This window comes from Bradyrhizobium sp. USDA 3240, from assembly GCF_054063295.1.
Genome location: NZ_JBSSGD010000002.1, coordinates 4,288,513 through 4,312,696, shown reverse-complemented (window position 1 = coordinate 4,312,696; position 24,184 = coordinate 4,288,513). Strand labels below are relative to the sequence as shown.

The window sequence follows — 24,184 nt, the reverse complement described above, 5'->3', positions numbered from 1 at the left end:
AGGATGGCCCCCAATCGTTCCTGATCGGCTACGGGCCGACGCGCTTGCGGCCGTCAGCGGTAAAAAGATGCAGTTTGTCGCGCGGCGCGACCGCCCGGATCTGCTCGCCGATCGCAGGCCCCGTGGCGCCGGGAACCCGGACGATCACTTCGCCCGGCGGCAGCTCGCCCGGATTGGCGGCGATCGCCCGTTCCTCGCGCTGGCGGCTGCCGTAGACGAAGGTCTCGGCGCCGACATGCTCGATCGCCTCGACCGTCAGGCCGAGCGCGACACCGCCCGAGGCGGTCTCGCCGGTGATCACGAAATCCTCCGGCCGGATGCCGACAATGCCGGCGCCATCGGGGCCCGCGATCTGGGAGGTCAGCTCGTCCGAACGCAGCGGCATCAGGTTCATCGGCGGGGCGCCGATGAAGGAGGCGACGAAGGTGGTCGCCGGCTTCTGATAGATATCCAGCGGATTGCCGATCTGCTCGACCTGGCCGCCATTCATGACCACGAGGATGTCCGCGAGCGTCATCGCCTCGAGCTGGTCGTGGGTGACGTAGATCGAGGTGGTGTTGAGCCGGCGCTGCAGCTTGCGAATCTCGACCCGCATCGCGATGCGTAGCTTGGCGTCGAGGTTCGACAGCGGCTCGTCGAACAGGAAGACTTTCGGCTGCCGCACGATGGCACGGCCCATCGCGACGCGCTGGCGCTGGCCGCCGGAAAGCTGCCGCGGCTTGCGCTCCAGCATCGGCGACAGCTCGAGGACGCGCGCGGCTTCCTCGACGCGGGTCTTGATCTCGGCTTCGGCCATGCCGCGGTTGCGCAGGCCGTAGGCCATGTTGTTGTAGACGCTCATATGCGGATAGAGCGCATAGTTCTGGAACACCATCGCGATGTCGCGATCGGCGGGCTCGATCTGGTTGACGATGCGGCCGCCGATGTCGATCTCACCGCCGGTGATGGTCTCGAGCCCAGCGACCATGCGCAGCAGCGTGGACTTGCCGCAGCCGCTTGGCCCGACCAGCACGCAGAACTGGCCGTCGCCGACGTCGACATCGACGCCCTTGATGGCCTCGAAGCCGCCGGGATAGGTCTTGCGGACGCTGCGCAGCGTGACGTTAGCCATTACTTTTCCGTCTCCACCAATCCGCGCACGAACAGTTTCTGCATCACGACGACGACGAACACCGGTGGCAGCATCGCGAGCAGCGCGGTCGCCATCACCACAGGCCATTCGGTCAGCGCGTCGGTCGTGGTGATCATCTTGCGGATGCCGACCTGGATGGTCTGCATGTCGTCGCGCGTGGTGATCAGAAGCGGCCAGAGATACTGATTCCAGCCGAGAATGAACAGAATCACGAACAGCGCGGCCATGTTGGTCCGCGACAGCGGCAGCAGCGTATCCCAGAAGAAGCGGAACGGGCCCGCGCCGTCGATCCGCGAGGCCTCCAGCAATTCATCCGGCACGGTCATGAAGAACTGCCGGAACAGCAGCGTCGCGGTGGCGGAGGCGATCAGCGGCAGCGACAGGCCGGCATAGCTGTCGAGCAGATGCAGATCGGCGACGATCTTGTAGGTCGGATAGATGCGCACCTCGACCGGCAGCATCAAGGTGATGAAGATGATCCAGAAGATCGCCATCCGGAACGGAAAGCGGAAATAGACGATCGCATAGGCCGAGATGATCGAGATCGCGATTTTGCCGACCGCGATCAACAACGCCATGATCAGCGAGTTCAGCATCATGTTGAGCACCGGCTCGCGGGTCGAGCCGCTCGTGCCGACAAACAGCGTCTGGTAGTAGGTCTCGAAGAAATGGCCGCCGGGCAACAGCGACATCTGGCCGTTGGCGATCACGGCGTTGTCCTGGGTCGAGGCGACGATCGCCAGATAGACCGGGAAAGCGACGATCGCGATCCCGATCCACAGGATGGCGTGAGCCAGATAGCGCTGGAAGCCCTCCTCCTCGACCATCAGTAGGTTACCTTGCGTTCGACGAAGCGGAACTGGATGCCGGTCAGCACGATGACGATGACCATCAGGATGACCGACTGTGCCGCCGAAGAGCCGAGATTGCCGCCGAGCAGGCCATCGGTATAGACCTTGTAGACCAGCGTCTCGGTTGCCTTGCCGGGGCCGCCGCGGGTCATCGTGTCGATGATGCCGAAGGTGTCGAAGAAGGCGTAGACGATGTTGATGACCAGCAGGAAGAAGATGGTCGGCGACAGCAGCGGGAAGATCACGGTCCAGAACCGCCGCATCGGGCGGGCGCCGTCGATCGCGGCGGCTTCGATCACGCTCTTCGGGATGCTCTGCAGCCCGGCGAGGAAGAACAGGAAATTGTAGGAGATCTGCTTCCAGGCCGCGGCGAGGATGATCAGGGCCGCCGCCTGGTCGCCGTCGAGCAGCGGATTCCAGTCGACGCCCATGGCGCGCAGATAGCGCGACAGCACACCGAGCGAGGGGTGCAGCATGAACACCCAGAGCACGCCGACCACCGGCGGGGCGACGGCATACGGCCAGATCAGCAGCGTACGGTAGAGCATCGAGCCGCGCAGCGGCTTGTCGGCCATCACCGCGAGCAGCAGCGCGAACGACAGCGAGGACACCGCGATCGCAAGCGAGAACGCGAAGGTTCGGACGATCGCCGCGAAATAGGCCGGGTCCTTGAACAATTCGAGATAGTTCTCGAACCACACGAAGGTGGTCGAAAGGCCGAAGGCGTCCTGCAGCAGGAAGGATTGGATCACCGCCTGCGCGGCCGGCCAGTAGAAAAAGATCAGAACGATTGCGAGTTGCGGGGCAACCAGCGCGTAAGGCAACAGCTTTGATTGGAAAATCGATTGCTTTTGCATGATCTCGGCAAAATGGCAGGCCGCGTTTGCGGCCTGCCGGTTGAGGTCTCAAGACATCATGTCAGTGGACGGCGGTCTTTTCAAACTGCCGCAGCATCTGGTTGCCGCGCTCGACGGCCGAGTCCAGCGCCTGCTTGGCGGTCTTCTTGCCGGCCAGCGCCTGCTCGATCTCCTCCGACCACATGTCGCGCAGCTGCACCATGTTGCCGAGGCGCAGACCGCGGGAATTCTCGGTCGGCTCCTTGTTGGTGAGCTCGAGCAGCGGCGTCTCGAGATAGGGCTGGTCCTTGTAGAAGCCCTCTTCCTTGGCCTTGGCGTAGGCGGCCTTGGTGATCGGCAGATAGCCCGAGGCCTTGTGGATCCAGATTTGGCGATCGGTGTCCGAGAGGAAGGTCAGGAACTTGGCCACGCCCTTGTATTCTTCAGCCGACTTGCCGCCCATCACCCAGAGCGAGGCGCCGCCGATGATCGAGTTCTGCGGCGCGCCCTTGACGTCGGGATAATACGGCATCGGCGCAGCGGTGAAGTTGAACTTGGCCTGCGCCTTGACGTTGCCGAAGAAGGCCGACGAGGTCAGGTAGATCGGACACTCGCCCGCGGTGAAGCGGCCTTCACCGGTGTTGGTGCGGCCGGCGTAGTCGTAGGTCTTGTCCTTCTGCAACTCGACCAGGTTCTCGAGATGCTTGACCTGCAACGGACCGTTGAATTCGAGCACGGTGTCGAAGCCGTCGAGGCCGTTGGCCTTGCTGGCGAGCGGCACGTTGTGCCAGGCCGAGAGCTGCTCGAGATTGACCCAGGTGACCCACGAGCCGGAGAAGCCGCAGGTGGTGTAGCCGGCCCGCCTTCAGCTTCTTGGCGTCCTCGAACACTTGCGGCCAGGTCTTCGGGATCTCCGCGATGTTGGCCTTCTTCAGCGCGTCGAGATTGACCCACATCACGGTCGACGACGAGTTGAAGGGGAACGACAGCATCTCGCCCTTCGAGGTCGAGTAATAGCCGGTGATCGCGGGCAGATAGACGCTCGGATCGAACTTCTCGCCGGCGTCGGCCATTAGCTTGTAGACCGGTTTGACGGCGCCGGTGGCGGCCATCATGGTCGCGGTGCCGACCTCGAACACCTGCATGATGTGCGGCGCGTTGCCGGCGCGGAATGCGGCGATGCCGGCGTTCATGGTGTCGGCGTAGCCGCCCTTGTAGGTCGGGATCACCTTGTAGTCGGACTGCGAGGCGTTGAAGTCGTTGGCCAGCTTGACGATGACGTCGTTGTTGGCGCCGGTCATCGCGTGCCACCACTGAATCTCGGTCACCGCAAACGCAGGCGACGCGAATACAAGCGTGGCAGCGGCTGCCGCAGCAGCGCCGAGTCGTCTGAAGATCATCAAAAGCCCCTCCCGGTTGGAACGTCATCTTTCGTTGCGCGCGTTAACAGCGCCGGATGACGTTCAAATGACCGTATAAACGAAAGCCATGGTACGGGGGAAGCCGAAGCAAAGGGAAGCGGTAAAAAAGGTGAAGAGCACGTCCATTGTGCTGCAGCCGCGAGCCACCGCGCAAAGCGGGCTGCAAAACGAAGTCTAGTGCCGCCTGGGTTTGATGCAGACCAGATTGCCTTCAACCCAAAACCCGACATTCCACGAGAACAGCGCAACTGTCTCCGTGGACCTGGAGTGGACTCCACCTCAACTGATCCGGACCCAGCCCTTTGCGGTCTCTCGCGCGCACATGATGAATCGCTCCACGACAGCGCTCATCGACCGGTGCCGCAAGGTGGCGATCTTCACCGGCCAGTTCGCGCCCGGCAGGTCCACCGGGAGTATTTTCAGGCCGAAGCGGTCCGCATAGCTGTCAAGAACCGATCGCGGGAAAGTCGCCACATACCGCCCGGTTGCGACCATGCTGGCGCGCAGGTGAACGGAAATCGTATTCATACTGATGTGGGGTGGTTCGGTGCCCCTGCGGCGAAAGGCCTCGGTGATAACCTGGTAGTTCCAGCGGTCTCTGCCCGTCAAAATCCAGTCTTCGTCGCGCAGCTCCGCAATATCTATCTTGCGCCGTCGCGCCCAGGGACTTTGGCGCGCCGCCACAATAACGAGTTCATCCTCGTACAAAGTCTCGACATTGAAATCCGTCACGAGATGCGCGTCCTCGAGCGGCCATCCGCCGCGCGCGAGCACCACGTCAAGACTTCGATCTCGAAGCTTCTGCGCGAACGACAGTGTGTTCACCGTATCCACGTCGAGAACGACGCGCGGGTAACGCTGACAGAAGATCTCGCAGATCGGCTGGAGCAGCGCGGCGGAGACGGATTCCGGACACCCGATCCGGACCTCGCCGACGGTCGGATCCGAGAGAAACTCGATGTCCTTGATGCCCTGTTTCAATTCGTCGAAGACCACCAGCACGCGCCGCTGCAGCGAAACGCCGTGGGGCGTCGCCGCCACGCCTTGAGGCGTCCGGTCAAACAGGCGCGCCCGCAGCACGTGCTCAAGGTCGGCGATCGCCTCGGATACTGCCGGCTGGGACACGCCAAGCTCAAGCGCGGCCTTGCCCATGCTTCCCATGCGGGCAACGGTTGCGAACACATGCAAGTCGCGCAAGCGCAACCGCCGACCGATCTGGCTCTCCCAATCGATCCGCTTTGCCATATGAAATCGCCTATGAGATGATAACCATATAGGGAGTTCTCCTTATGCCGTGACCGAGCTACTTGCAACAAGAGACCGCAAGCTCGACGAATAGGCCGCAGCTGCGGTGCTAACCGACGATCATGGGAGAAGACTCATGCTGGTTCGCCCGGCAATCGCGGCGGTGCTCGCGGGAGCGTCGATCCTCGCAGCACCCGATCTCGGCCCACGCGCAGCTCTCACCGAGTCGCGTGATCACGCTGGTCGTGCCGTTTCCCGCCGGAGGTCCGACCGACACGATCGGCCGCATCCTAGCGGAAGGGCTCCAAACGCAACTCCGACAGACCGTGATTGTGGAGAACGCGCCCGGCGCAACGGGCAGCATCGGAAGCGCCAGGGTCGCGCGTGCGGACGCTGACGGGCATATGTTGATCCTCGGCACCATTGCAACGCATGTGTTCAACGGCGCAGCGTATCCGCTGAAGTTCGATGTCGTGAAGGACTTCGAGCCGATCTCGCTGGTTGCCTTCGACGCTCAGATTATCACGGTCAGGAAAGGGCTGCCGGTCGGCGATCTGGCGCAATTGATCGACTGGCTGAAGGCCAACCCCGACAAGGCGACCGCTGGCACCGCAGGGATCGGCAGCACGTCGCACGTCAGCGCGGTGAACTTCCAGGCGCTCACCGCGACGCGCTTCAGATTCGTGCCCTACCGCGGTCTCGGTCCGGCCATGCTTGATCTCGTCGCCGGTCACATCGATATCCTCTTCGATCTGGCGGCGAACGCGCTACCGCAGATCAGCGCGGGCGGCGTCAAGGCTCTTGCCGTGACGTCCGCCAGCCGCCTTCCGTCCGCACCCGAGATTCCAACGGTCGATGAGGCGGGCCTGCACGGCTTCTACTTCACCAACTGGCACGCGATCTGGGCCCCGCGCGGTACGCCGGCCGAGACTATCGAACAGCTCAATGTTGCCGTCAGGCATGTTCTTTCCGATCCGTCGATCTCGCGGCGGCTCGGGCAGATTGGTCAGCAAATTCCGCGGGCCGAGCAGCAGAGCGCGCAGGCGCTCGCCGCCTACCAGCGTGACGAGATCGCGAAATGGTGGCCGATCATTAAAGGCGCCGACATTCGAGGCGAGTGACATTCGTCGCCAACCCGCGCCGGGTCGCATGCACAGGGAACCGGCCTGTCGCGCCGGTCGCCAGACTAACTCGGGAGCCGTTCATGCGAATCCACAATCTCTATGCCGACGAGGATGGCGAAACACATTTCCGCGACATCGAGATCGAGCTGAGTGAAACAGGTCCCGACGGGACTACATCGAGGACGTTCCCGGCGACCGGAATCATATTCCGAACCACCCCGGGAGACTGGTATTTCGACTGGCACCAGGCGACGCGACGTCAATACGTCATCAACCTTGATGCCCCGCACGAAGTCATCGCCAGCGACGGCGAAACACGAACCATCGGGATCGGCGAGATCATTCTTTACGAGGACGTGCGCGGCAAAGGCCATCTTTCGCGCGGCCTCGGAACGTTTCGCCGCTCGGTCATGATCCCGGCCGACTAGACCGTGCCCGAATTCCCACGCGACCGGCAAGTTTGCCGTAATGGCCTCAGCGCTTGCGCTGGGGACCGCAGACCACGCCTTTGTCGACCAGGCCGTTGATCTCGTCCTTGGAGTAGCCGAACTCGCCGAGCACTTCCGCAGCGTGCTGGCTGAACTTCGGCGGCGTGCGGCGCAGGCTCGGCTTGGTGCGTTCGAGCCGGATCGGCGAGGCGACGCCCTTGTACCAATCCTTCTCGATGACATCGCCGCGATGGATGGTGTGCGGGTTGGTCAGCGCCTGGTCGATCTTCTGCACCGGGCCGGCCGGCAGGCCCGCGGCGAGCAGCCGGTTGCACAGCGGCTCGGCCTCGTGCTGGCTGAACACAGCGGCAAGCTCGGCGCGCAGCGCATCGCGGTTGGCGATGCGGTCCTTGTTGCGGGCAAAGCGCGGATCGGTGCCGAGCTCGGGCTTGCCGATCTCCTTGGCGAGCTTGCGGAAGGTGCCGTCATTGCCGACGCCGATGAAGATGTTGTCGGTCTTGGTCGGGAAGATCGCATAAGGCACGAGGTTCGGATGCTCGTTGCCGGTGAGCGATGGTGGCTTGCCATGCATGAAATAGTTCGCGGTGTGCGGATGCATGATCGCAAGCCCGGTTTCATACAGCGTGGTTTCGATGAACTGGCCGAGCCCGGAGCGCTGCCGCTCCGACAGCGCCATCAGAATGCCGATCGCCGCATAGAGCCCGGTCGTGATGTCGACCAGCGGCACGCCGATGCGCATCGGGCCGCTCTCCGGCGAGCCGGTCGCCGCGATCATGCCGGTCATCGCCTGGATGATCGCGTCATAGCCGGGATTGCCGCCGCGCGGGCCGTCGGCGCCGAAGCCGGAGATCCGGCAATGCACGAGGCGCGGAAATTTCGCGCGCAGCACGTCGTTGCCGATGCCCCATTTGTCGAGCGTGCCCGGCTTGAAGTTCTCGATCAGCACGTCGGCGGTCTCGAGCATCTTCATCAGCACCGCGCGGCCGCCCTCGGAGGCGAGGTCGAGGCCGATCGAGCGCTTGTTGCGGTTGATGCCGACGAAATAGGCCGCGTCCTCCTCATGGAAGGGAGGGCCCCAATCGCGCACCTCGTCGCCGGCAGGCGGCTCGACCTTGATCACGTCGGCGCCGTGGTCGGCAAGGATCTGGGTGCAATACGGGCCGCCGAGCACGCGCGTCAGATCGATCACGCGCAGTCCGGTCATCGCGCCCGTAGCCGCTGGGGTATTCATGGAAACAACCTTCGCTCAGTTGGGATCGGATAACGAGGGTCCCAGAGCTAACGGTCTTCAGGCGAGGCAGCAATGCTTCCGTCGGCGCAGGCCCATGCAGCAGGCGGCGCGTGCGTTCGCCAAGCGAACTGAAAAGAGCGAACTGGCATCCGCAATGCAATGCGCTCCTGAAATGCAATAGTCCGCCACGCGGGACGTGGCGGACTATTGGCGTCGGTGAATTAGACGACGCTCAGCTTGACGTCGACATTGCCGCGGGTCGCGTTGGAATACGGGCACACATGGTGGGCCTTCTCGACCAGCGCTTCGGCGTCGGCGCGGGACAGGCCGGGCAGCGAGACGGCGAGGTCAACGGCAAGGCCGAAGCCGCCTTCCGAGCGCGGGCCGATGCCGACCGTCGAGGTCACCGAGGCGTCGGCCGGAACCTTGGGGCCGCCCTGGGAGGCCACGAACTTCATGGCGCCGATGAAGCAGGCGGCATAGCCGGCTGCGAACAGCTGCTCCGGATTGTTGCCGGCGCCACCGCCGCCACCGAGCTCCTTCGGGGTCGTGAGCTTGACGTCGAGTGCGCCGTCGAGCGTTGCCGCATGGCCGTCGCGGCCGCCGGTTGCCTTGGCGCTGGTCTTGTAGAGCACGTTCACAGACATCGTGGTCTCCCTTGGGTTTTGCACTTGGGTAGTTTCGACTTAGGCTTGAATTCGACGTCAGATGTATTGCACGCAGTTAGATTGTGCGCAATATAATTTATGCGGCCTCACATTTAATTGTTCGCAATTGAATCTGTGGTCCCGAGAGGCCAGAATGACCCGGAAACGAGATGGATTCGATGGGAATCATGGTCAGGAAACAGACGGCGCCGGATCAGGCGCTGCGGCTCGATAACCAGATCTGCTTTGCGGTCTATTCGACCGCGCACGCCTTCAACCGCGTCTACAAACCGCTGCTCGACCGGCTCGGGCTGACCTACCCCCAGTATCTCGTGATGCTGGCGCTGTGGGAGCGCGACGACGTGCCGGTGAAGGACCTCGGCGAGCGGCTGTTCCTGGATTCCGGCACGCTGACGCCGCTCTTGAAGCGGCTGGAGGCGGCGGAGCTGATCAAGCGGACCCGCAGCACCGAAGACGAGCGGGTCGTGCTGATCGCGCTGACGCCGCAGGGCCACGCGCTGCGCGAAAAGGCCAAAGCCGTTCCTCAGTCGATCCTCGCAGCCTCGGACTGCACGGTTGGCGAGTTGATGACGATGAAGAACGAGATCGTCGCGTTACGCGACCGGCTCAATGCGGTGCTGGGGGAGTAGGCGGCGTGCAACGAGCCGCGCCCGTTAGGGCAGCACCGGCACGCGACAAGTCGCGCACTGGAAATCGCTGCCGCGCTCGTCGTGACGAATCTCAAAGCCCTCCGGGACCCGATCGATCCGATTTCTAAAGGGAGCGATTTCCGAAAGCCGGGCATGGCCCGTGCGTTGGCACCTCGGGCACCGCAAGAATTCCGTCCAGCTGGAATCGCGCATGGCTTGGCGTCCGTTGGCGTCGGACAAGATAGCAACCAATGGACGCTCGAGCTTTGTTCTGGATCAAAGATGTGGGGCGGAGGTTGCTAGAGGCGCTTCTTGGCGAAGGCGCGGCCACTGTGGGACTTGAGGTATTTCTCGAACGCCAGCGCTTTGTACTTGTCGGGAAACGCGCAGTACCAGACGAGCTGCCACGGCTTGAATTTTGAAGTGTGCGCGGACTTGCCGGCATTGTGCTCGGGAATCCGTCGTTTCAGATCCTCGGTGGCGCCAACGTATTCCTGATCAGGGAAGTCGATGCTGCGGATGATGTAGACGTACCACATGCGCATCCACAGTTGGCCGGAGTACCGAACCGTTCGTGATATCGATAAAGGGGTGTGTTGACCCGTCCGTCTTCGCCCTTCGGGCTACGCCGGACACCACGCTTCGCCCTTCAGGCAACCCGTGGCTGCGCCACGCGTAGCCCGAAGGGCGAAGCGTGGTGGAGCCAGGCGGGATCGAACCGCCGACCTCTTGCATGCCATGCAAGCGCTCTCCCAGCTGAGCTATGGCCCCTTATCCAGTTGGGATGATCCTGGGGGATCAATCCCGGCCCGCGCGGCCTAGATGACTCGCGCGGCAGCACCGTTGATCATAGATCGGCGCCGATCTCAAGTCTCTTCGTCGCCGCCGACGTCACCAATAATATCGGTCACGTCCTCATCGCCCTCTTCCTCGTCGGCGATGAAGGTCGAATCGTCATCGTCATCGTCGTCGATGGTCTCATCGACCTCGATATCGTCCTCGGATTCGGGAACCACGGCCTTGACCTTGCCGGTGTTCTCCTCGGCATCGGCCTCCTCGAGCGAGACCAATTCTTCGGTCTCGGCCGCCTCGGGCATCTCGGCGGCGGTCGCAGGCGAACTGACGGTGGCGCCACGGCCGCCCCGCGGCGGGGCGACAGGCGCGATCGGCACGACCTCACCGGTGTAGGGCGAAATCACCGGATTCTTGTTGAGGTCGTAGAACTTCTTGCCCGTGGTCGGGCAAATGCGCTTGGTTCCGAGCTCGGACTTAGCCAACGTGGTCATCCCAGAATTTTGCTGAAAAACGGTGCTTCACTTGGCTAGTTGAGGAGCCGCTGTCAATAGCGGTTTGCGCGCAAGTGACGGGCGCGTGACGCGGTGTTGCCTATGTGATACCTGCCGCGGCGCGAGAGGACACAATCTTGGCCCATTCCGACACCCCGACCCCGCTGGAATCGCGCGTTTGCGGCCCCCTGGCCGGCAAGGTCCGCGTTCCCGGCGACAAATCGATTTCCCACCGTGCCCTGATCCTCGGGGCGCTTTCGGTCGGCGAAACCCGCATTTCCGGCCTTCTGGAGGGCGAGGACGTCCTCAATACCGCCAAATCCATGCGCGCGCTGGGCGCAAAGGTGGAGCGGACGGCGCCGTTTGCCTGGTCGGTCTCGGGCGTCGGGGTCGGCGGCTTCGCCCAGCCCGCAGCCCCGCTCGATTTCGGCAATTCCGGCACCGGCTGCCGGCTGGTGATGGGCGCGGTGGCCGGCTGCCCGATCGCGGCCATTTTCGACGGCGACGCCTCGCTGCGTACGCGGCCGATGCGCCGGATTCTCGATCCCTTGGAGCTGATGGGGGCCCGGACCAGCGACATCAGGGAGGGCGGCCGGCTGCCACTCACTCTGCATGGCGCCCGCTATCCGGTGCCGATCGTCTACAAGACCCCGGTCGCCTCGGCCCAGATCAAGTCCGCGGTGCTGCTGGCGGGCCTGTCCGCGCCCGGCATCACCACGGTCATCGAGCAGGAGGCGAGCCGCGACCACACCGAGCTGATGTTGAAGCATTTCGGCGCCGAGATCTCGACGGAGAAGGAAGGCAGCCACGGCCGCAGGATCTCGCTGAACGGCGAGCCCGAGCTGCACGGCGCCGAGGTCGTGGTGCCCGCCGATCCGTCCTCGGCCTCGTTCCCGATCGTGGCGGCGCTGATCGTCGAAGGATCCGACGTCGTGTTCTCCGACGTGATGACCAATCCGCTGCGCACCGGCCTGTTCACCACGTTGCGTGAAATGGGCGCCTCGATCGAGGAGAGCGATCTGCGCGGCGATGCCGGCGAGCCGATGGCGCAATTGCGCGTGCGCGCCTCGAAGTTGAAGGGCGTCGAGGTGCCGCCGGAGCGTGCGCCGTCGATGATCGACGAATATCTGGTGCTGGCGGTTGCGGCGGCGTTTGCCGAGGGCACCACGATCATGCGCGGCCTGCAGGAGCTGCGCGTCAAGGAGTCCGACCGTCTCGAAGCCACCGCCGACATGCTGCGCGTCAACGGCGTCAAGGTCGAGGTTTCCGGCGATGACCTGATCGTCGAGGGCCGCGGCCACGTTCCAGGCGGCGGCCTTGTTGCCACCCACATGGATCATCGCATCGCGATGTCGGCGCTGGTGATGGGCTGTGCTTCGGATCGGCCGGTGAAGATCGATGACACCGCCTTCATCGCCACCAGTTTCCCGGATTTCATTCCGATGATGCGCGCGCTCGGAGCTGACTTCGCATGATCATCGCCATCGACGGACCCGCCGCCTCCGGCAAAGGCACGCTCGGCAAGCGGCTCGCCCACCACTACGGCTACCGCCATCTCGACACCGGCGTGATCTACCGCGCGGTGGCCTACGCGATGATGGCGCAGGGCGCCGACCTCAACGACGAGGCGCTGGCGGTGGCCGTCGCGCTCGAGCTCGATCCCGAGAAATTCGGCAATCCGATCCTGAAGACCCAGAAGGTCGGCGAGGGCGCATCCGTCGTCTCGGCCTTTCCGAGGGTGCGCGAGGCGCTGGTCAGCTTCCAGCGCCAGTTCGCCGGCGATCCGCCCGGTGCGGTGCTGGATGGCCGCGATATCGGCACCGTGATCTGCCCGGACGCCGACGTGAAGATCTTCGTGGTCGCCGATCCCCGCGTGCGGGCGCGGCGGCGCACCCTGGAGGCCCGCGCCCGCGGCGAGGATGCCGACGAGGAGGCGGTGCTGGCCGACATCCTCAAGCGTGACGATCGGGACAAGAACCGCGCGATTGCGCCCCTGCGGCCGGCGGCGGACGCCCACACGCTGGATAATTCCAATCTCGACATCGAGGCCGGCGTCCGCGCCGCCATCGCCATTGTCGAGGCGGCGCGCGCCCGGCGTTGACCGGTCAGACTCCGGACAAGAAAAAGCGCGACGACGAGGTCATCGCGCCAAGCTCGCTTTTAGACCGGCCCGCTTTGGACCGTCTGCTTTTGGACCCGTTGGATCAGTTCTTCGACCAGTAGCGGTCGAACGGCAATTCCTGCTCGGCCAAGCTGAGCAGCGGCTGCGCCGCCGTTGCAGACGCGCCGTGCGCGGCCGGAGCGGCGCCGGGCATCCCGGCAATCGCATTTCCGATCGTCAGGACGGCGATCGCCGCCAGCACCACAAAGCTTTTCATTGGTAATCCCCCTGTTTTGAACGGTGCTATCGTATGGGGTGCTGCTTAAGGGCGGGTTCCGCGGCGTTCTCCTGCGGAGGCATTTCAAGCGACTCGGTCAACATTGCGTTGCGAGGCCCGGATCTGGAGCGCCGTCGGGGCGAGATTAGCCTTAAGCGCCCGTAAATCGGGCATTTCCGGCTTGCCCAAAATGGGCCCCGGAGCTATATCAGCGCCGTTCGGAGCGCCATCGACCGTGTCGAGGCCGTGTCTGAGCGGGCCGGCGCCGGGTTTGAACCCTCGCCGCATCTGGAGGAACGCCCGCTCCCAGGTCTTGAAGTCGATATTTTCGTTTCAGGCTCCGGACAATTCAAACGTACCGAACGTGCAGTTTTACTGCCGGCCCGCTGTTGCACCTCCTGCAATGAGCGGTCGTCAGGGTTTGCGGAACCCTGACACTTCACGCGCGGTGCGCCCATCAACCCGAACGGCCGGCAAGATCCCGCATTTGGAGAACAAATGGCTTCGAATACTGTGTCTTCCTATACCCCCACCCGCGACGACTTCGCGGCGATGCTTGATGAATCCTTTGCCGGCGGCAATTTGCAGGAAAGCTCGGTCATCAAGGGCAAGGTGGTTGCAATTGAGAAGGACATGGCCGTCATCGACGTCGGCCTGAAGACCGAAGGCCGCGTGGCGCTGCGCGAATTCGCCGGCCCCGGCCGTGAAAGCGATCTGAAAGTCGGCGACGAAGTCGAGGTGTTCCTCGACCGGATCGAGAATGCGCTCGGTGAAGCCGTGCTGTCGCGCGACAAGGCGCGCCGCGAGGAAAGCTGGGGCAAGCTCGAGAAGGCGTTCCAGAACAACGAAAAGGTCAACGGCGTCATCTTCAACCAGGTCAAGGGCGGCTTCACGGTCGACCTCGACGGTGCGGTGGCCTTCCTGCCGCGCTCGCAGGTCGACATTCGTCCGATCCGCGACGTTGCGCCGCTGATGAACAACTCGCAGCCGTTCCAGATCCTCAAGATGGACCGCCGCCGCGGCAACATCGTGGTGTCGCGCCGCACGGTTCTTGAAGAGACCCGCGCCGAGCAGCGCCAGGAGCTGGTGCAGAACCTCGAAGAGGGTCAGGTGATCGATGGCGTGGTCAAGAACATCACCGATTACGGTGCGTTCGTTGATCTCGGCGGCATCGACGGCCTGCTCCACGTGACCGATATCGCCTGGCGCCGCGTCAACCACCCGACCGAGGTGCTGACCATCGGCCAGACCGTGAAGGTCAAGATCATCAAGATCAACCACGAGACGCACCGCATCTCGCTCGGCATGAAGCAGCTGCTGGATGATCCGTGGCAGGGCATCGAAGCCAAGTACCCGCTGGGTGCCCGCTTCACCGGCCGCGTCACCAACATCACCGACTACGGCGCGTTCGTCGAGCTCGAGCCGGGCATCGAGGGCCTGATCCACGTCTCCGAGATGTCGTGGACCAAGAAGAACATGCACCCCGGCAAGATCGTTTCGACCTCGCAGGAAGTCGAAGTGCAGGTGCTCGAAGTGGATTCGGTCAAGCGCCGCATCTCGCTCGGCCTCAAGCAGACCATGCGCAATCCCTGGGAAGTCTTCGTCGAGAAGTTCCCGGTCGGTTCGGTGGTCGAGGGCGAGGTCAAGAACAAGACCGAATTCGGTCTGTTCCTCGGTCTCGAGGGCGACGTCGACGGCATGGTCCATCTCTCCGACCTCGACTGGAAGCTTCCGGGCGAGCAGGTCATCGACAACTTCAAGAAGGGCGACATGGTCAAGGCCGTGGTGCTCGATGTCGATGTCGAGAAGGAGCGTATCTCGCTCGGCGTCAAGCAGCTCGAAGGCGATCCCTTCGCCGAGCCGGGCGACGTCAAGAAGGGCGCGGTCGTGACCTGCGAAGTGCTCGAAGTGAAGGAAAGCGGCATCGAGGTCCGGATTTCGGGCACCGAGTTCACCACCTTCATCAAGCGGTCCGAGCTGGCCCGCGATCGCAACGACCAGCGCGCCGAACGCTTTGCCGTCGGCGAGAAGGTCGATGCCCGCGTCATCCAGTTCGACAAGAAGGCCCGCAAGGTGCAGGTCTCGATCAAGGCGCTGGAAGTTGCCGAAGAGAAGGAAGCCATCGCGCAGTACGGCTCCTCCGATTCGGGAGCGACGCTCGGCGACATCCTCGGCACCGCGCTGAAGAACCGCGGCACCGACAAGTAAGCCTCCGTCTCGTTGAGGCGAACAATCGGGGCCCCGGCGCAAGCCGGGGCCCTTTTGTTTGCCGAATGGCGGGCCTTGTTTTCTTCATATTGCGTCGCAATTGATGTATTTGGCTAAGCTGATAGTGACGCTGCGACGGCAAAACGCGCGGATTGCGCGCTGACTATTTCTGGAGAGATCGGATGTCGCTGGATTCAGACGTGATCGTCGACCGCCGCCGGATCAGGCGCAAGCTGACATTCTGGCGCGTCGCCGCTGCGGTCATCGCGATCGCGGCCATCGTCGGCGTGGGCGTGATCGCCGCCGGCGGACGCGGCGCCTTCTCGACGTCGAACGCGATCGCGCGGATCAATATCGACGGACTGATCCGCAGCGACCAGGAGCGCGTCGAGGCGCTGGAGCGGCTCGGCAAGTCGAGCTATGCGGCCGTTGTCGTGCACATCAATTCGCCCGGCGGCACCACTGCGGGATCCGAGCAGCTCTACGATTCGCTGGTGCAGCTGAAGGCGAAGAAGCCGCTTGTCGTCGTGGTCGAGGGATTGGCGGCCTCGGGCGGCTACATCACGGCGATCGCGTCCGACCATATCGTCGCCCAGCAGACCTCGCTGGTCGGCTCGATCGGCGTGCTCTTCCAGTTTCCCAACGTGTCCGAATTGCTCAAGACCGTCGGCGTGAAGATGGAAGAGATCAAATCTTCCCCGCTGAAGGCGGCGCCCAACGGCTTCGAGCCGACCAGCCCGGAGGCTCGCGCCGCGATCGACGGCCTGGTCAAGGATTCCTATGCCTGGTTCCGTGGATTGGTGAAGGAACGGCGCGGCATGGATGACGCCCTGCTGGAGAAGGTCGCGGACGGCCGCGTCTTCACCGGCCGGCAGGCGGTCGATCTCAAGCTGATCGATCAGCTCGGGGATGAAAAGACCGCGATCGCCTGGCTGGTCGCGGAGAAGAAGGTCAAAAGCGACCTGCCGGTGCGCAATTACAAGCTTAATCCGCGATTCAGCGACCTGACCTTCCTGCGCACCGCCGCGTCGATGACGCTCGATGCGTTCGGTCTTGGTGGCATCGCGCGGCGGATCGAGCAGGGTGGCGTGGTCCAGGCGGTCGACCGATTCGGGCTCGACGGCATGCTGGCGCTGTGGACTCCCGGAGGAACCGAGTAGTCGAGAGCGAAAGGCGTACTGATCAGGGTATTCCCGCTCAGCGGGAATCGCCGCATGCCCTAATTGGGCTATTTGTCACGCGATTTCGCGGCGCCCTAAATCGATTTAGCGTCTTGACAGTGCACGGCATTTTCACGGAAATGGGTTTCCGCAAGAGCCCGGATCCCATTTTCGATGATCAAATCCGAACTTGTTCAGCGTATCGCCGAGCACAACCCGCACCTCTACCAGCGGGACGTCGAGAACATTGTGAATGCGATTCTCGATGAAATCGTCGCGGCGCTGGCGCGTGGCGACCGCGTCGAGCTGCGCGGTTTTGGCGCGTTCTCGGTGAAGCATCGCCCGGCCCGTGCCGGCCGCAACCCGCGTACCGGCGAGCATGTGCCGGTCGACCAGAAGAGCGTGCCGTTCTTTAAGACCGGCAAGGAAATGCGCGAGCGCCTCAATCGCGACGAGGCCGAGGCGGGAGCCTCCAAGATCGACGCGCCCAAGGCTGACGCCTAACAAGGCGGACGGTTGGCGCGCGACGTCCGGCGTTGCCGTGCGGCGGGCGATGCGCCCGCACTTTCTCCATCGCTGCGAGAGATGGTCATGCGAAAGTTCTTTACGGCAGTCGTCGTCGTTCCGCTCGGACTGATCTTCATCATCTTTGCCGTCGCCAACCGCCACTGGGTGACGGTGTCGTTCGATCCCTTCAACTCTGTGACGCCGACGGTTGCGGTCACACTGCCGCTGTTCGTCGTCATCATCGCGTCCGCCATTCTTGGCGTGATCGCCGGTGGCATCGGAACCTGGTTCAAGCAGGGGCGCTGGCGCCGTGCCGCCCGGCAGCATGAGGCCGACGCCCGCCACGTCCGCGCCGAGCTCGCCGACCTCAGGGCCGTTGCCTCCCGGGACGACGCGCAGCGTCGTTCGGCCCCGGCCCAGCTTGGGTTTTACGGGCCCAATGGGCGAGACAAGCAGGGCGCGACGTTGTAGAACCCGCCCCGTCGGACCGGGTTCAGCCCTGTTCCGGACGCCCGAAAACCCGTTCTGAGACCCGTTTCGAGACCATGCCCCTGCTCGTCAAAATCTGCGGCCTGTCCACGCGCGAGACGCTCGACGTCGCGCTCGATGGCGGCGCCGACATGGTGGGGTTCGTGTTCTTTCCCCCGTCGCCGCGCCATATCAGCCTCGAGACCGCGCGCGAGCTCGGCAGCCGCGCCAAGGGCCGCGCCGTCAAGGTCGCGCTGACCGTCGATGCCGACGACGCCACCCTGGAAAACATCGTCGAGACGCTGCGGCCGGATATCCTGCAATTGCACGGCAAGGAAACCACCGCGCGGCTGCGCGACATCAAGCAGAAGTTCGGCCTGCCGCTGATGAAGGCGCTGCCGGTCGAGACCGCGGCCGACCTCGCCCCGCTGCCGGGCTATGCCGGCGTCGCCGACCGCATCCTGTTCGATGCCCGCGCGCCGAAGGATGCCACGCGACCGGGCGGTCTCGGCGCGCCGTTCGATTGGCACCTGCTGGAAAATCTCGATCTCGCGCTGCCCTACATGGTCTCCGGCGGGCTCAACGCCGACAACGTCGCCGAAGCTGTCCGCGTCACCCGCGCCGGCGGGGTCGACGTGTCGTCGGGCGTCGAGCGCACGCCGGGCGTCAAGGATCCCGAGCTGATCCGCGCCTTCATCCGCGCCGCACGCGCAACCCAAAGAACGACCCAAGAACTGATGGTTCGATGAATCAAAACCTGCCCAATTCCTTCCGCAGCGGCCCCGACGAGCGCGGGCATTTCGGCATCTTCGGCGGACGCTTCGTCGCGGAAACGCTGATGCCGCTGATCCTCGATCTCGAAAAGGCCTATGCCGACGCCAAGGCCGATCCGGCGTTCCAGGCCGAGATGAATGTCTATCTGAAGGATTATGTCGGCCGGCCCTCGCCGCTGTATTTCGCCGAACGGCTCACCGAGCATCTCGGCGGCGCGAAGATCTATCTGAAGCGCGAGGAGCTCAACCACACCGGTTCGCACAAGGTCAACAACGTGCTCGGCCAGATCATGGTCGCGCGCCGCATGGGCAAGAAGCGCATCATCGCCGAGACCGGCGCGGGCCAGCATGGCGTGGCGACGGCGACGCTGTGCGCGCGCTTCGGGCTCGAATGCGTGGTCTATATGGGCGCCGTCGACGTCGAGCGGCAGCAGCCCAACGTGATCCGCATGGAGATGCTGGGCGCCAAGGTCGTCCCGGTGCAGTCGGGTGCGCGGACGCTGAAGGACGCGATGAACGACGCGCTGCGCGACTGGGTCACCAACGTGCACAACACCTTCTATTGCATCGGCACGGTTGCAGGTCCGCACCCCTATCCGATGATGGTGCGCGATTTCCAGTCGATCATCGGCCACGAGACGCGCACGCAGATGCAGGAGGCCGAGGGCCGCCTGCCGGACTCGCTGATCGCCTGCATCGGCGGCGGCTCCAATGCGATGGGCCTGTTCCATCCGTTCCTCGACGATCCCTCGGTCGAGATTTTTGGCGTCGAGGCGGCCGGTCACGGGCTGACGCAGCTCCATGCGGCCTCGCTCGCCGGCGGGCGTCCCGGCGTGCTGCACGGTAACCGCACCTATCTTTTGATGGACGCCGACGGCCAGATCGAGGAAGCGCATTCGATCTCGGCTGGTCTCGATTATCCTGGCATCGGCCCCGAGCACGCCTGGCTGCACGAAACCGGCCGCGTCAAATATCTCTCGGCCACCGACGAGGAAGCGCTGGCTGCATTCCAGCTGCTGTCGCGGTTAGAGGGCATCATCCCCGCGCTGGAATCCGCGCACGCCATCGCGAAACTGTCCGAACTCGCGCCGCAGCGGCCGAAGGATCACCTGATGGTGGTCAACCTCTCGGGTCGTGGCGACAAGGACGTGCCGCAGGTCGGCGACATCTTGAAGGCGAGGCAGAAGTGACCACCCGTATCGACGCACGTTTCGCCGAGCTGAAGCAGCAGGGCCGCTCCGCTTTCGTCACCTTCGTGATGGCCGGTGACCCCGACGCAAAAACCTCGCTCGACATCCTCAAGGCGCTGCCGAAGGCCGGCGCCGACGTCATCGAGATCGGCATGCCCTTCACCGATCCGATGGCCGATGGTCCGTCGATCCAGGCCGCCGGCCTGCGCGCGCTCAAGGGCGGCATGACGCTGCGCAAGACCCTGGCGATGGTCCGCGACTTCCGCAAGGACGACAATACGACGCCGATCGTGCTGATGGGCTACTACAATCCGATCTACATCTACGGCGTCGAGAGCTTCCTCGCCGATGCCAAGACCGCCGGCGTCGATGGCCTGATCATCGTCGATTTGCCGCCGGAGGAAGACACCGAGCTCTGCATCCCCGCGCTGAAGGCCGGTTTGAATTTCATTCGCCTCGCGACCCCGACCACCGACGACAAGCGGCTGCCGGCGGTGCTCGCGAACACCTCGGGCTTTGTCTATTACGTCTCGATCACCGGCATCACCGGCGCTGCGACGGCCGATTCGAACGCGGTTGCGGAAGCGGTCGCCCGGATCAAGCGGCACACCAAGCTGCCGGTCTGCGTCGGCTTCGGCATCCGCACCCCGGAAACGGCGCGGGCGATTGCTGAGAACGCCAACGGCGCCGTGGTCGGCACCGCGATCGTCGATGTGGTGCGCGCCAACCTCGATGCCGAGGGCCGCGTGACGCCGAAGACCGTGAGCGCGGTCGCTGACCTGGTGTCCGCGCTGGCGCAGGGGGTCCGGGGCGCCAAGCAGGCCGCTGAATAAGCCACATTTTGCGGCAACAAGGCCGCCAACGGCGGCTTGCCGGGTTCGCCCGGCCTGCCATATATCCAGCTGGTGCTGGGACCGACCCGCATTTCGGAGCGAACCATGAACTGGCTCACCAACGTCGTCCGGCCGAAGATCCGCAACATCCTGCGGCGCGAGACGCCGGAAAACCTCTGGATCAAGTGCCCGGATTCCGGGCAGCTGGTGTTCTACAAGGACGTCGAGGCCAACCAGTTCGTCATCCCCGGCTCGAACTACCACATGCGCATGGGCGCGGTGGCGCGGCTGAAGTCGATCTTCGACAACGAGACCTGGTTCGACGTCGCGCTGCCCGAGGTGACGGCGGATCCGCTGAAATTCCGCGACGAGCGCAAATATGTCGACAAGATCAGGGATGCGCGGGCCAAGACCGGCCTGCACGACGCGGTCAAGGTCGGCTACGGCAAGTTAGAGGGCACCGGCGTCGTGGTCGCGGTGCAGGATTTCGATTTCATGGGCGGCTCGCTCGGCATGGCCGCCGGTGAAGCGATCGTGCGCGGGCTCGAGCTCGCGGTCGAGAAGAAGTCGCCCTTCATCGTGTTCGCCGCATCCGGCGGCGCGCGGATGCAGGAAGGCATCCTGTCGCTGATGCAGATGCCGCGCACCACGGTCGGCGTGCAGATGCTGCGCGAGGCGAAGCAGCCCTATATCGTGGTGCTGACCAATCCGACCACCGGCGGCGTCACCGCCTCCTATGCGATGCTCGGCGACGTCCAGATTGCCGAACCCGGTGCGCTGATCGGCTTTGCCGGCGCGCGCGTGATCGAGCAGACCATTCGCGAGAAGCTGCCGGAAGGTTTTCAGCGCGCCGAATACCTGCGCGAGCACGGCATGGTCGACATGGTCGTGCACCGCCATGAGATGAAGGCCACGCTGGCGCGGCTGTGCCGCCTGCTGACCAAGGCACCGGCGCCTGAAACCGCGTCCAAGCCCACGGTCGCCGTCACCGAGCCGGCCCAGATCGTCACGGCCCCGGAGACGGTGCCGGCCGCGCCGCACGCGTGACCGCAAGCGGCGCCCCATCGCAACCCTCGTTCGAGGCGTTGATCGCGCGGATATCGGCGCTGCATCCGAAGCGCATCGATCTCAGCCTTGATCGCATGCGCGGCCTGATGGAGCGGCTCGATCATCCCGAGCGCAAGCTGCCGCCGGTGATCCATGTCGCCGGCACCAATGGCAAGGGCTCGACGATCGCCTATCTGCGCGCGATCCTCGAAGCCGCCGGCCTGCGCGTGCACGTCTTCACCTCGCCCTATCTGGTGCGGCTCAACGAATGCTACCGGCTGGGTGCGACGGGGGGCGGCAAGCTCGTCGCTGACGACGAGCTGCGCACGACATTCGAGCATTGCGAGCGCATCAACGCCGGCCATCCCATCACCATCTTCGAGATGGAAACGGCAGTCGCGTTCTGCCTGTTCGCAAAGCATCCGGCCGACGTCGCGCTGCTCGAGGTCGGCCTCGGCGGCCGGCTGGATTCCACCAATGTGGTCGAGACGCCGCTGGCTTCGGTGATTACGCCGGTCAGCATGGATCACATGGAATTCCTCGGCGATACGCTGACTTTGATCGCCGGCGAGAAGGCCGCGATCATCAAGCGCAAGGTGCCGGTGGTCTGCGGCGAGCAGGCGCCGGACGCGATGGCCGTGATCGAGGCGGAGGCGAACCGCATGCGCGCGCCGCTGCATGCGGCCGGCCAGCAATGGCATGTCGGCGTCGAGCGCGGCCGGCTGGTCTATCAGGACGAGCGCGGCTTGATGGATCTCGCCGCGCCAAGACTGTTCGGCCGGCACCAGTTCGACAATGCGGGCCTCGCGATCGCGACCTTGCGCGCGATCGACACCTTCAAGCTCAACATCGCGGCCTATGAGGCCGGCATCGTCAACGCGGAATGGCCGGCGCGGATGCAGCGGCTGGTCGCAGGTAACCTGGTTTGCCAGGGGCCGCAGGGCTCTGAGGTCTGGCTCGATGGCGGGCACAATGCCGAGGGCGGCCGCGTTGCGGCGGCGGCGCTCGGCGATCTCGAGGAGCGGGTGTCGCGACCGCTGGTCGTTATCGCAGGCATGATGGCCAACAAGGATGCCAACGCCTTCCTCGCCAATTTCGCCGGACTGACGCGCCACATCATCGCGGTCCCGGTGCCCGGCCGTGACAACGGCATGGCGCCGGACAAACTTGCCGATGCCGCGCGTGCGCTCGGCATGCGCGTCGAGATCGCATCCGGCGTCGACGCCGCGTTGCAACGGCTCGCCACGCTGGCCTACGAGGTGCCGCCGCGCATCCTGATCACCGGTTCGCTGTACCTTGCCGGCCCGGTGCTTGCCGCCAACGGCACGCCTCCTGCATAAGTGGTCCGGCGGCCCGGATGCGGTGCGCATGTGGGAGGACGAGACACCATGCGTTTTGCTGCGATCGCCGACATCCACGGCAACCATCTCGCACTTGAAGCGGTGCTGTCGGACATTCGCGCGCAGGGCGTTTCCGACATCGTCGATCTCGGCGACATGGTGAGCGGGCCGCTCGACGCGCGGCCGACCATCGACATGCTGATGGAGATCGATGCGGTCCATCTGCTCGGCAATCACGACCGCTATCTGATCGACCGCCCGCACGAGAAAATGGGCTCCTGGGAGCCGCTGACCTACACCCAGCTCGAGCCGCGGCATCTCGACTGGCTGCGCACGCTGCCGGCGAACGCGGTCTATCGCGACGAGGTTTTCCTCTGTCACGCCACGCCGCAGGACGATGAGACCTACTGGCTCGACACGGTGCTGCCGGCCGGCGAAGTCTGCATGTCGACGCTGGAATCGATCGAGGCGAGGGCAGCCGGCGTGACGCAATCGCTGATTCTCTGTGCCCATACGCACACTGCGCGCGCCGTGCGGCTTCGCGATGGGCGGCTGATCGTCAATCCCGGCAGCGTCGGCTCGCCCGGCTATCGCGCGGGCAAGCCGCATCCGCATGTGGTGGAGGCCGGTTCGCCCGACGCGCGCTACGCGATCCTTGAACGTGTCGATGGCGACTGGGACGTCACCTTCCGCCACATCCCCTACGATCACGAAGCGATGGCGGCGCTAGCGCGGCGCAACGGTCAGGCCGAGCTCGCCTCGGCGCTGGCAACCGGATGGATCAGGTAGTCTGCCTGCGTGCAACCTTCGTCACACGCGGGCTTGACCCGCGTGTCCATCAATCTTCGCACGAACCTCTTTCCAAAGCGGATGGATGGCCGGGTCATAGGCGAGCGGAAGCGACGCCGTCCTTCGGACGGCTATCCCCGGCCATGACGCGCCAGAATCAATCGGCTCACACAAAACAAAACGGCCGGCATGACGCCGGCCGTTTCGCAAATCAGCTAATTCGAAACAGATCAGACCGCAGCGGTGATCCACTGCTGCAGCTTGGCCTTCGGCGCGGCGCCGACCTGACGGGACGCCATCTCGCCGCCCTTGAAGATCATCAGGGTCGGGATCGACATCACGCCATACTTCGACGCGGTCTTCGGGCTCTCGTCGACGTTGAGCTTCACGATCTTGACCTTGTCGCCCATCGCGCCGGAAATCTCATCGAGAGCGGGCGCGATCATGCGGCAGGGGCCGCACCATTCGGCCCAGAAGTCGACGACCACCGGCCCGGTCGCCTTGAGCACTTCAGCTTCGAAATCGGCGTCAGAAACCTTGCCAACGGCCATGTGAGTACCTCGTTCAGTTGAGACAAAAGGGCGGTTGAGAATCGCGCCCGGGAGCATGGGGCAAACGT

25 protein-coding genes, 1 tRNA gene and 1 pseudogene are annotated in these 24,184 nt (G+C 64.3%); 15 read left to right on the top strand and 12 right to left on the bottom strand.

Annotated features, from left to right (window positions below; genetic code table 11):
* Positions 1-28 precede the first annotated feature (28 nt).
* The 5 genes and pseudogenes from ACVIGA_RS21025 to ACVIGA_RS21005 all read right to left on the bottom strand — a co-directional run bounded on the left by ACVIGA_RS21025 (position 29) and on the right by ACVIGA_RS21005 (position 5,485).
* Entirely contained in the window at positions 29-1,111 is a 1,083-nt protein-coding gene (locus tag ACVIGA_RS21025; protein ID WP_456667826.1) for a sn-glycerol-3-phosphate import ATP-binding protein UgpC, read from the bottom strand.
* Positions 1,111-1,959, bottom strand: coding sequence for a sn-glycerol-3-phosphate ABC transporter permease UgpE (ugpE, locus tag ACVIGA_RS21020; RefSeq protein WP_223971514.1), 849 nt, complete (start codon positions 1,957-1,959; stop codon positions 1,111-1,113). The genes ACVIGA_RS21025 and ugpE overlap by 1 nt, the downstream gene beginning before the upstream one ends.
* Positions 1,959-2,840: a sn-glycerol-3-phosphate ABC transporter permease UgpA gene (ugpA, locus tag ACVIGA_RS21015; protein WP_375777761.1), complete on the bottom strand. Its 882-nt coding sequence runs from the start codon at positions 2,838-2,840 to the stop codon at positions 1,959-1,961. Before ugpA ends, ugpE begins: the two co-directional genes overlap by 1 nt.
* A gap of 61 nt (positions 2,841-2,901) precedes the next feature.
* A pseudogene (gene ugpB, locus ACVIGA_RS21010) lies at positions 2,902-4,219 on the bottom strand (sn-glycerol-3-phosphate ABC transporter substrate-binding protein UgpB).
* Between the two features lie 300 nt (positions 4,220-4,519).
* A complete protein-coding gene (locus tag ACVIGA_RS21005) occupies positions 4,520-5,485 on the bottom strand; it encodes a LysR family transcriptional regulator (RefSeq protein WP_456667825.1) in 966 nt (321 codons plus the stop codon).
* Positions 5,486-5,715: 230 nt separating this feature from the next.
* On the opposite strand from ACVIGA_RS21005, the gene ACVIGA_RS21000 reads away from it, so the two are divergent.
* Both ACVIGA_RS21000 and ACVIGA_RS20995 read left to right on the top strand, forming a co-directional pair.
* Positions 5,716-6,606: a tripartite tricarboxylate transporter substrate-binding protein gene (locus tag ACVIGA_RS21000; RefSeq protein WP_456667824.1), complete on the top strand. Its 891-nt coding sequence runs from the start codon at positions 5,716-5,718 to the stop codon at positions 6,604-6,606.
* A complete protein-coding gene (locus ACVIGA_RS20995; protein WP_456667823.1) occupies positions 6,603-7,037 on the top strand; it encodes a hypothetical protein in 435 nt (144 codons plus the stop codon). The genes ACVIGA_RS21000 and ACVIGA_RS20995 overlap by 4 nt, the downstream gene beginning before the upstream one ends.
* A gap of 46 nt (positions 7,038-7,083) precedes the next feature.
* On the opposite strand, the gene ACVIGA_RS20990 is transcribed toward ACVIGA_RS20995, so the two are convergent.
* Together ACVIGA_RS20990 and ACVIGA_RS20985 are read right to left on the bottom strand one after the other, a co-directional pair.
* The gene (locus ACVIGA_RS20990) at positions 7,084-8,289 is read right to left on the bottom strand and encodes a CaiB/BaiF CoA transferase family protein (RefSeq protein WP_223971519.1); all 1,206 of its coding nucleotides are present in this window, start codon (positions 8,287-8,289) and stop codon (positions 7,084-7,086) included.
* Between the two features lie 221 nt (positions 8,290-8,510).
* The gene (locus ACVIGA_RS20985; protein WP_076863571.1) at positions 8,511-8,936 is read right to left on the bottom strand and encodes an organic hydroperoxide resistance protein; all 426 of its coding nucleotides are present in this window, start codon (positions 8,934-8,936) and stop codon (positions 8,511-8,513) included.
* A 188-nt stretch (positions 8,937-9,124) separates the two neighbouring features.
* Between ACVIGA_RS20985 and ACVIGA_RS20980 the strand changes: the two genes are divergently transcribed.
* The gene (locus ACVIGA_RS20980) at positions 9,125-9,586 is read left to right on the top strand and encodes a MarR family winged helix-turn-helix transcriptional regulator (RefSeq protein ID WP_456670850.1); all 462 of its coding nucleotides are present in this window, start codon (positions 9,125-9,127) and stop codon (positions 9,584-9,586) included.
* Positions 9,587-9,885: 299 nt separating this feature from the next.
* On the opposite strand, the gene ACVIGA_RS20975 is transcribed toward ACVIGA_RS20980, so the two are convergent.
* From ACVIGA_RS20975 to ACVIGA_RS20965, 3 genes are all read right to left on the bottom strand, one after another.
* Positions 9,886-10,125 carry a GIY-YIG nuclease family protein gene (locus ACVIGA_RS20975; protein WP_050426575.1) on the bottom strand — a complete coding sequence of 80 codons (240 nt, stop codon included), beginning with the start codon at positions 10,123-10,125 and terminating at the stop codon, positions 9,886-9,888.
* Positions 10,126-10,281: 156 nt separating this feature from the next.
* Positions 10,282-10,357: transfer RNA gene (locus tag ACVIGA_RS20970), tRNA-Ala, on the bottom strand.
* A 95-nt stretch (positions 10,358-10,452) separates the two neighbouring features.
* Positions 10,453-10,863 carry a TIGR02300 family protein gene (locus ACVIGA_RS20965; protein WP_092126373.1) on the bottom strand — a complete coding sequence of 137 codons (411 nt, stop codon included), beginning with the start codon at positions 10,861-10,863 and terminating at the stop codon, positions 10,453-10,455.
* 146 nt (positions 10,864-11,009) lie between these two features.
* On the opposite strand from ACVIGA_RS20965, the gene aroA reads away from it, so the two are divergent.
* Positions 11,010-12,347: a 3-phosphoshikimate 1-carboxyvinyltransferase gene (gene aroA / locus ACVIGA_RS20960; RefSeq protein ID WP_456667822.1), complete on the top strand. Its 1,338-nt coding sequence runs from the start codon at positions 11,010-11,012 to the stop codon at positions 12,345-12,347.
* The gene (gene cmk, locus ACVIGA_RS20955) at positions 12,344-12,973 is read left to right on the top strand and encodes a (d)CMP kinase (RefSeq protein WP_456667821.1); all 630 of its coding nucleotides are present in this window, start codon (positions 12,344-12,346) and stop codon (positions 12,971-12,973) included. The genes aroA and cmk overlap by 4 nt, the downstream gene beginning before the upstream one ends.
* A gap of 103 nt (positions 12,974-13,076) precedes the next feature.
* Here the strand turns inward: cmk and ACVIGA_RS20950 are convergent, their stop codons facing one another.
* Complete coding sequence (locus ACVIGA_RS20950) at positions 13,077-13,250, bottom strand: hypothetical protein (RefSeq protein ID WP_456667820.1); 174 nt, start codon at positions 13,248-13,250, stop codon at positions 13,077-13,079.
* A 498-nt stretch (positions 13,251-13,748) separates the two neighbouring features.
* Between ACVIGA_RS20950 and rpsA the strand changes: the two genes are divergently transcribed.
* The 10 genes from rpsA to ACVIGA_RS20900 all read left to right on the top strand — a co-directional run bounded on the left by rpsA (position 13,749) and on the right by ACVIGA_RS20900 (position 23,565).
* Positions 13,749-15,458 (top strand): 30S ribosomal protein S1, encoded by a 1,710-nt coding sequence (rpsA, locus tag ACVIGA_RS20945; protein WP_050404279.1) that lies wholly within the window; start codon positions 13,749-13,751, stop codon positions 15,456-15,458.
* A gap of 182 nt (positions 15,459-15,640) precedes the next feature.
* The gene (gene sppA, locus ACVIGA_RS20940; RefSeq protein WP_456667819.1) at positions 15,641-16,618 is read left to right on the top strand and encodes a signal peptide peptidase SppA; all 978 of its coding nucleotides are present in this window, start codon (positions 15,641-15,643) and stop codon (positions 16,616-16,618) included.
* 174 nt (positions 16,619-16,792) lie between these two features.
* A complete protein-coding gene (locus tag ACVIGA_RS20935; RefSeq protein WP_050426527.1) occupies positions 16,793-17,122 on the top strand; it encodes an integration host factor subunit beta in 330 nt (109 codons plus the stop codon).
* A gap of 87 nt (positions 17,123-17,209) precedes the next feature.
* Entirely contained in the window at positions 17,210-17,596 is a 387-nt protein-coding gene (locus ACVIGA_RS20930) for a LapA family protein (RefSeq protein ID WP_223971532.1), read from the top strand.
* A 74-nt stretch (positions 17,597-17,670) separates the two neighbouring features.
* Positions 17,671-18,342, top strand: a complete 672-nt coding sequence (locus ACVIGA_RS20925) for a phosphoribosylanthranilate isomerase (RefSeq protein WP_456667818.1) — start codon at positions 17,671-17,673, stop codon at positions 18,340-18,342.
* Positions 18,339-19,556, top strand: a complete 1,218-nt coding sequence (gene trpB / locus ACVIGA_RS20920; protein ID WP_092120781.1) for a tryptophan synthase subunit beta — start codon at positions 18,339-18,341, stop codon at positions 19,554-19,556. The genes ACVIGA_RS20925 and trpB overlap by 4 nt, the downstream gene beginning before the upstream one ends.
* Complete coding sequence (trpA, locus tag ACVIGA_RS20915) at positions 19,553-20,389, top strand: tryptophan synthase subunit alpha (RefSeq protein ID WP_456667817.1); 837 nt, start codon at positions 19,553-19,555, stop codon at positions 20,387-20,389. The genes trpB and trpA overlap by 4 nt, the downstream gene beginning before the upstream one ends.
* 105 nt (positions 20,390-20,494) lie before the next feature.
* Complete coding sequence (gene accD / locus ACVIGA_RS20910) at positions 20,495-21,436, top strand: acetyl-CoA carboxylase, carboxyltransferase subunit beta (RefSeq protein WP_456667816.1); 942 nt, start codon at positions 20,495-20,497, stop codon at positions 21,434-21,436.
* A gap of 95 nt (positions 21,437-21,531) precedes the next feature.
* The gene (locus ACVIGA_RS20905) at positions 21,532-22,776 is read left to right on the top strand and encodes a bifunctional folylpolyglutamate synthase/dihydrofolate synthase (protein WP_456670849.1); all 1,245 of its coding nucleotides are present in this window, start codon (positions 21,532-21,534) and stop codon (positions 22,774-22,776) included.
* A 48-nt stretch (positions 22,777-22,824) separates the two neighbouring features.
* Entirely contained in the window at positions 22,825-23,565 is a 741-nt protein-coding gene (locus ACVIGA_RS20900) for a metallophosphoesterase family protein (protein WP_456667815.1), read from the top strand.
* Positions 23,566-23,795: 230 nt separating this feature from the next.
* Here the strand turns inward: ACVIGA_RS20900 and trxA are convergent, their stop codons facing one another.
* Positions 23,796-24,116, bottom strand: a complete 321-nt coding sequence (trxA, locus tag ACVIGA_RS20895; protein ID WP_016847387.1) for a thioredoxin — start codon at positions 24,114-24,116, stop codon at positions 23,796-23,798.
* Positions 24,117-24,184 lie beyond the last annotated feature (68 nt).

Coding starts and splice junctions, on each gene's coding strand:
- sppA (WP_456667819.1), top strand. CDS start 15,641: ATGTCGCTGGATTCAGACGTGATCGTCGACCGCCGCCGGATCAGGCGC.
- ACVIGA_RS21005 (WP_456667825.1), bottom strand. CDS start 5,485: ATGGCAAAGCGGATCGATTGGGAGAGCCAGATCGGTCGGCGGTTGCGC.
- ACVIGA_RS20950 (WP_456667820.1), bottom strand. CDS start 13,250: ATGAAAAGCTTTGTGGTGCTGGCGGCGATCGCCGTCCTGACGATCGGA.
- trpB (WP_092120781.1), top strand. CDS start 18,339: ATGAATCAAAACCTGCCCAATTCCTTCCGCAGCGGCCCCGACGAGCGC.
- ACVIGA_RS20975 (WP_050426575.1), bottom strand. CDS start 10,125: ATGTGGTACGTCTACATCATCCGCAGCATCGACTTCCCTGATCAGGAA.
- accD (WP_456667816.1), top strand. CDS start 20,495: ATGAACTGGCTCACCAACGTCGTCCGGCCGAAGATCCGCAACATCCTG.
- ugpE (WP_223971514.1), bottom strand. CDS start 1,959: ATGGTCGAGGAGGAGGGCTTCCAGCGCTATCTGGCTCACGCCATCCTG.
- ACVIGA_RS20985 (WP_076863571.1), bottom strand. CDS start 8,936: ATGTCTGTGAACGTGCTCTACAAGACCAGCGCCAAGGCAACCGGCGGC.
- ACVIGA_RS21025 (WP_456667826.1), bottom strand. CDS start 1,111: ATGGCTAACGTCACGCTGCGCAGCGTCCGCAAGACCTATCCCGGCGGC.
- ACVIGA_RS20905 (WP_456670849.1), top strand. CDS start 21,532: ATGCGCGGCCTGATGGAGCGGCTCGATCATCCCGAGCGCAAGCTGCCG.
- cmk (WP_456667821.1), top strand. CDS start 12,344: ATGATCATCGCCATCGACGGACCCGCCGCCTCCGGCAAAGGCACGCTC.
- ACVIGA_RS20925 (WP_456667818.1), top strand. CDS start 17,671: ATGCCCCTGCTCGTCAAAATCTGCGGCCTGTCCACGCGCGAGACGCTC.
- ugpA (WP_375777761.1), bottom strand. CDS start 2,840: ATGCAAAAGCAATCGATTTTCCAATCAAAGCTGTTGCCTTACGCGCTG.
- ACVIGA_RS20900 (WP_456667815.1), top strand. CDS start 22,825: ATGCGTTTTGCTGCGATCGCCGACATCCACGGCAACCATCTCGCACTT.
- ACVIGA_RS20980 (WP_456670850.1), top strand. CDS start 9,125: ATGGTCAGGAAACAGACGGCGCCGGATCAGGCGCTGCGGCTCGATAAC.
- rpsA (WP_050404279.1), top strand. CDS start 13,749: ATGGCTTCGAATACTGTGTCTTCCTATACCCCCACCCGCGACGACTTC.
- ACVIGA_RS20935 (WP_050426527.1), top strand. CDS start 16,793: ATGATCAAATCCGAACTTGTTCAGCGTATCGCCGAGCACAACCCGCAC.
- ACVIGA_RS20990 (WP_223971519.1), bottom strand. CDS start 8,289: ATGAATACCCCAGCGGCTACGGGCGCGATGACCGGACTGCGCGTGATC.
- trxA (WP_016847387.1), bottom strand. CDS start 24,116: ATGGCCGTTGGCAAGGTTTCTGACGCCGATTTCGAAGCTGAAGTGCTC.
- ACVIGA_RS20930 (WP_223971532.1), top strand. CDS start 17,210: ATGCGAAAGTTCTTTACGGCAGTCGTCGTCGTTCCGCTCGGACTGATC.